At 38.4% G+C, this 6,000-nt stretch carries 3 protein-coding genes; all 3 read right to left on the bottom strand.

What is annotated here, in order from left to right:
- Positions 1-166 precede the first annotated feature (166 nt).
- The gene (locus CWB60_RS07070; RefSeq protein ID WP_138577105.1) at positions 167-3,310 is read right to left on the bottom strand and encodes a DEAD/DEAH box helicase; all 3,144 of its coding nucleotides are present in this window, start codon (positions 3,308-3,310) and stop codon (positions 167-169) included.
- A 436-nt stretch (positions 3,311-3,746) separates the two neighbouring features.
- The gene (locus tag CWB60_RS07065) at positions 3,747-4,709 is read right to left on the bottom strand and encodes a transcriptional regulator (RefSeq protein ID WP_138577107.1); all 963 of its coding nucleotides are present in this window, start codon (positions 4,707-4,709) and stop codon (positions 3,747-3,749) included.
- A gap of 15 nt (positions 4,710-4,724) precedes the next feature.
- A complete protein-coding gene (locus CWB60_RS07060) occupies positions 4,725-5,963 on the bottom strand; it encodes an AAA family ATPase (RefSeq protein WP_138577109.1) in 1,239 nt (412 codons plus the stop codon).
- Positions 5,964-6,000: the final 37 nt, after the last annotated feature.

Below are 6,000 nucleotides of genomic sequence, written 5' to 3'. Positions count from 1 at the left end.
AATTAAATGTCAAAAAAAAAGCCAGCTAAAAGGGCTGGCTCAATCATTACTAAATTTAGTAACCAAACAGGGAAATCAACATGAAGCTTGTGATAACTGCAATTATTCAACAAGCAATATAATAGACGCCGTTTGGTTAAATTAGTTCACATGCTAAGTAAAAAAATTAGCTTTTTATAAGTGATAACATTTGCTGCTCATCAAACGAAGTAAAGCTCATTGATTTATCGGTAAATAATGCATCAACAAGCGCTTGCTTATCTTGCTGCATTTTAAATACCTTTTGCTCAATTGAATTACTCATAATTAATTTATAAACAAACACAGGATTTGTTTGGCCAATTCGATAAGCACGATCGGTGGCTTGTTTTTCAACAGCAGGGTTCCACCATGGATCAAAGTGAATAACGGTATCGGCTTGAGTTAAGTTAAGCCCAGTACCGCCTGCTTTTAAACTGATTAAAAACACCGAGGTTTTGCCACTGGTAAACTCGTCAATAACTTTGTCGCGATGACGCGTTTGCCCAGTTAGCATACTAAATTTGATATTTATATCGTTTAAACGCTCTGCAATTAAATCGAGCGCAGAGGTAAATTGACTAAAAATAATCACTTTACGGCCAAGGCTTAGCATTAATGGCAAATGCGTAGTTAGCCATTCTAATTTTGCTGAACCTGCTTGTGTTTCTGGCTCAATTAATTTTGGATGACAACAAATTTGCCTTAGCTTTAGTAGCGCTTCTAAAAATGCGAGCTTACTTTTTTGTGCGCCTTGCTCAGCAAATAAGTCGATGAGCTTTTCTTCTAGGGCGCGCGTAATACCTTGGTACATATCTTTTTGCTTAGGTTCAAACTCAAACTCTTTTAACAGCTCTGTTTTTTGTGGCAGCTCTTGAGCTACCTGCGCTTTTGTGCGGCGTAATATAAACGGCATAATAAGCGCTTTTAGTTGCTCAGCTCGCTCTGAATCGGCTTCGCGCTCAATAGGTGTTTGAAAGTGCTGTTTAAAGTGCGCCTGCGAGCCAAGTAATGAAGGCATTGCAAAGTCGAGTAACGACTTAAGCTCAAACAAATTATTTTCGATAGGCGTACCGCTTAAACATAACTTAAAGTCGGCATTTAAACGCTTAACTAAGCGCGAGACTTGTGCAGTATCGTTTTTAATATATTGCGCTTCATCTAAAATAATATTTTCAAAATAAAGTGGCGAGTAATAAGCAATATCACGCTTTAATAATGGGTAAGTAGTTAAAATACATTGCGCTTGCGCTAAATGTTGTAAAGGCTCATTACGTTGCGAGCCAAAAATAGTGGTTACCTTAAGGCTTTTAGCAAATTTGGTTATTTCGTTTTGCCAATTACTTACCAAACTTGTAGGGCACACTATAAGGGTAGGGCCCGCTTGCGGGCGATTAAAACTGCTGGCTAAAAAGGCGATAACTTGTAGCGTTTTGCCAAGCCCCATGTCATCAGCAAGTATGCCGCCTAATTGGTGGCGCTTTAAAAAGCTAAGCCAATCAACGCCTTGTTGCTGGTATTCACGTAGTGTTACCGAGTCATTTAAACCGTGTAAGGGCACCACGGGCATTGCCTGCTCGGTGTTGTTTAACTCATCAAGATAACGCTCAAGAGAGTCATCATGAAGGTCTATAGTAACTGCGGTATGCTTTACCAGCTCAGGTAAATAAGAAAGCGGGATATTAAATTCATCGCGTGTTTTAACAAATTCAAAACGTTGTTTAAATTCGGTCAGTAAATTAATGGCGGCTTTACTAATAACACCAAATTGACGCCCAACGGGGTAGTAATAAAACAGCTCACTTTGACGATTTAACGATTGATACGTGGCATCATCGGTATTAAAAAGTACAGCGGCTTTGGCATCACTTAATTGCACTTTACAATGCATTTGGTGACCTGCAGCACGGTTTACGTCGAGTGTAACGTGCCCTTGGGGGTCGGCTACATTTACTTTAGTTTGAGTTACCTGCCAGCCACGCTTTTTAAAGCCAGGGAATACTTCGTAAACAAGCCAATGTAAATGTATAGGTGATTGTTTATTAAATATAAACTCACTTTGTAAACCCCCTTTACAAAACTCAAAACCTAAATTTACTAACTCATTTGTTACTGTGTTTTCAAATGCACTATTTATTAAACTCGCGGGTGCTGTCCCCGCCAAATAATTTTTATTTTTATATTTAAACAATAGCGAAACTTTAAGCCCTTGCTCATCCATAGTGGCTTTTAAAACAGCATTACCAAGTTGCTTAACATTGACTTGGTCGTTATTCGGATGCGGAATAACACCGGCACCAAAATTATCGGCAAGTTGTTTATAAATGCGATCAAAATTAGCATCGTGCAGTGCGGGAATAGATTGTAAATGTGCTATTTCGTCGGCGCTAAGCTGTGTTCTGATCCGGCCTACTTTAAAGTGATCGAGGTCTAAATAAGCAGGCGGCGTGGTTTTTATCAATGCCCAATTTTTACTGTGTTCAAGCTCAATAATTAATTGCGATAACTCGTTTTGTTGCTGCCAATTAAAGTTAAGCGATTGCCCAGTTTGCGCTTTAATAGCAACACGAGAGCGTTGTAAAAATAAACGGTCGGTAGCAATTAATTGTTGTAGAGCGCTAAAGCCCCATTGACTTTTTAGCTCTAAATTACCCACTGCATTTTGTGAGCGAATCCAACTAAAGAGTCTAAAGTCACTTTCGAGTAAATCGTTTGGCGTTACAAAGCTATTTAATTGTTGCTCAGTTAAATTGCGCCCGAGCGTGTAATTATTATTTTTGTCGTAATTGGCAATTTTTGGCGTTAAAAATACTTTATTGTTTTCAATGTCTAACACAAATAAAAGAACTTGCGAAGGAGCTTTAGCATCAACACTTTTAAGTGCTGTCAGCTCACTAAACCAATCGTTAATAAAGTAGTCTTCTCCGTATTCACCTGAGTGCTCTATTTTAAGTTTAAATAATACAGCGGCTAAGTGCCTACATTTGGTTTTAGCATTACAGGTACAATGCGTATCAACAGAGTAACCAGTAGGTACTTTACTGATCTCAATGCGTTGGTTAAATGTTGATCCGGTGTCGCCTTGTACGGTTGAATCAATAACAGCAAAATCACTGCTGTGCTCTAACCAACTAATTTGGCCGTTTTTATAATACTCTTTGCCTTTATCGAGCACGTTGGGCCTAAACAGCTTTTTTATAAAGCGCTCAGAAAGAGGGAACAAGGTTGCCTGCTCATTTTTTATTTCTTCAAAAATAGCCAGTAAATCATTTTTTGATAAGTTAGCAGACATGTCACTCTAAGTATTAAATTTTTAAAATAATTCTGCCAGTATATTCTTTAACTGCGCACAGCAAAAGCAATATTAACGTTATATAAACTGGTTGGAGCTGCTAGGTTAGTAAAAAATCGGTTTATACGTACTTTATGGCACTTTATCTACCAAAATGAGAATAGGTAAACAGTAAACACACATGTTACAAACAATTTATTAACAACGCAGGGGCTTTACAGATCAGTTTTTTACTAACAAATTAAGATCCAGCATCAAATAGTCGTAAAAACTAAATTCAGTTAGTAAAAATGTGATCTTTAGAGCAAAAATGAGGGATTTATGGGTTACAAATAGCAAAAAAGATCAGGATTTTACTAAGTAAAAAGCCCACTAGATCAGAATTTAACTAACCTAACAGGCTTTTAAGATCACTATTTTACTAAGTAATAAGGGGCTAATTAAACGCGCTTAACAGCTTAGTAAGTTGTTCTAAGCGTTTGTCAGTCAACACTTTATTATCTATTTTAATAGATACGTCACCACTTTTTAAATTACGTTGTACGTTTATAAAGTTGTTTTCAAATACAGCTTCACGTTTAGCAACCACGCTAGGCTCGGTAGTTAAACGTTTAGTAATTGCCATAGCGCGTTTGTCGTCGCTTGTAATGGCGTTAATCTCATCGTCTGTATGTAATTCGCTAACTAGGGCGTTAAACGCCTGCTCGTCGCGCTCCTTTGCACTAACAAGCTTTTTAGCGACTTCTCTGCCTACGTGATTAGCCGTTGGGTAAAGTGAAATTACATCAGCGGGGATTTGCTCGTACGCTTTAATGGCATCTGCAATTGCGGTGTGCGATACACCTTCAATAGCGGCAATTTCGCGATAAGAGCCTTTTTTACCTTGCTCAATAAGATCGTTTTTAGTTTGTTGATAAGCTTGCCCTAGCTCCCAAAGGCTTGGGGCTATGTACTGATCTGAAGATACAGCTAAAATTTTAGCGTCTTGATCGGTAAAATCAGGAGAGCTTAAAACTAAATAATCGGCATTACCTAAAATACATGCCTTTCGACGACGTGAACCGGCAAGTACTAAGTTAGTATTTCCCTGATCCCAAAGTAAAGCAGGGTGTTGATTACGTCCATCTTCACTGATTGCAGGTAAAATATCAGAAACCGACTTTTCGTTTAATAGCGCTTGTACACGGCGATTTTTACCGTAAACCGTGGTGCTAGATTCAATATCTGCATGAGCAATAACTTTACACACTAAGGTTATTTCGCGTGTAGGGTCGCTTGGCGCAGGCATTCTTATTACATCACCAGCGTTTGCTTGCTCAAGTAATGCATCGAGGCTGCTATTGCCTACGGCAGTTGCAAATGGATCTAAGCGGGTGTCGTTTTTACGTTTTGTAGCCATTTTTATGTAACATCCTTACTTAGTGTTGTTAAGTGATGATTGGGTTGACTCCCAATTAGAACGAATAAGCATTTCTAATTCGTCCACAACATCTTTAATATTTTCTTGCGCGCGTAATAAAGACTCGCGACTTGCTAAACTATCCGATGCTTTTTGATCAAATATGGTATTAAAAGACGATGAACTAGCCGTAATTGCGGAGCTGTGATTAATTGGGTAGCTCATTACTTGGCGGCCAAACGCACTACGTACATCTTTAACAATATCGCGCTGTGAATGATTACCCTTAACGTAATTGGTCACTAAAAACTGCATAAAGTCCCAACCTTCATGACCAAGTGCCGCTACTGTGTGGTAAATCTCACCTAAACGCTTTAAATATTTATTGTTAGCATCAAAATCTACAGCTTCTGGATGAACTGGAATAAGCATCGCCGTAGAGGCCATTAAAGCATTATAAAACATAAAGTTAAGTGTAGGAGCGGTATCGATTAAAATAATATCGAATTCGTCTTTAACCGGCTCAATAACCTTTTCTAAAAGCTTATGATAATGACGTGTTTGTTCGTAATTAGAGGTGTCTTTTAAAAGTGTTGCTGTCTCGTGTTCAAAGTAAAAGTCATCCATACCTGAGGGTAAAACACGAATATTTGGAATATGCGTAGTCACAAAAGCACTAGAAACAAACTCTGGCCAGGTTTCGCCATCGTCTAAATCAATACAATCACGCATTAAGTCGCCTACCGTAACAGGGTCGTGATCGTTAGAAGGGAAAAAGCTAGAAGACGAACCTTGAGGATCTAAATCAATAATACCAATACGATAACGTTTGATATTTGTCGTCGCCAACGCTGCAGCAATATTAACCATACTGGTTGTTTTACCACAGCCACCTTTAAGTGAATTAATAACAATAACTTGGAGTTTATCGTTAGCAGTGCGGTGATCTGGCTGAATATCCATGATATCGGCCATCGCAAAAATATTAACTAACGTGTACGCATAGTGCCCATTTGCACCACGCTTAATATTTAAATCATCAAAGTCACCATTGTCATGACGACGTTTTAAGGTACGATTATTACACCCTAATAAATCTGCTGCCGCTTTTTGGGTGTAAGTTCTTAATTCTTTTTCTTCTGATTTAAGATGAGCGCGATAGTGTTGTATGCGTCCTTTTAAAGATTTTTCAGCAACTTCGGCTGTTGCTTTTAAAAGCCGGTAAGTACTTAGCGCGTTATTATTGATAGACATACTTTCTTCCTCAAAGTTAGGCAGTTAGTATAATGTC

The sequence above is a fragment of the Pseudoalteromonas sp. S327 genome, from assembly GCF_005886415.1.
Taxonomy (GTDB): Bacteria; Pseudomonadota; Gammaproteobacteria; order Enterobacterales; family Alteromonadaceae; genus Pseudoalteromonas; species Pseudoalteromonas atlantica.
This window is presented reverse-complemented; position numbering and strand designations above follow the sequence as displayed.

What these genes read in the sequence shown, in the direction of transcription:
- CWB60_RS07070 (WP_138577105.1), bottom strand. Translation starts at nt 3,310, where the DNA reads ATGTCTGCTAACTTATCAAAAAATGATTTACTGGCTATTTTTGAAGAA.
- CWB60_RS07065 (WP_138577107.1), bottom strand. Translation starts at nt 4,709, where the DNA reads ATGGCTACAAAACGTAAAAACGACACCCGCTTAGATCCATTTGCAACT.
- CWB60_RS07060 (WP_138577109.1), bottom strand. Translation starts at nt 5,963, where the DNA reads ATGTCTATCAATAATAACGCGCTAAGTACTTACCGGCTTTTAAAAGCA.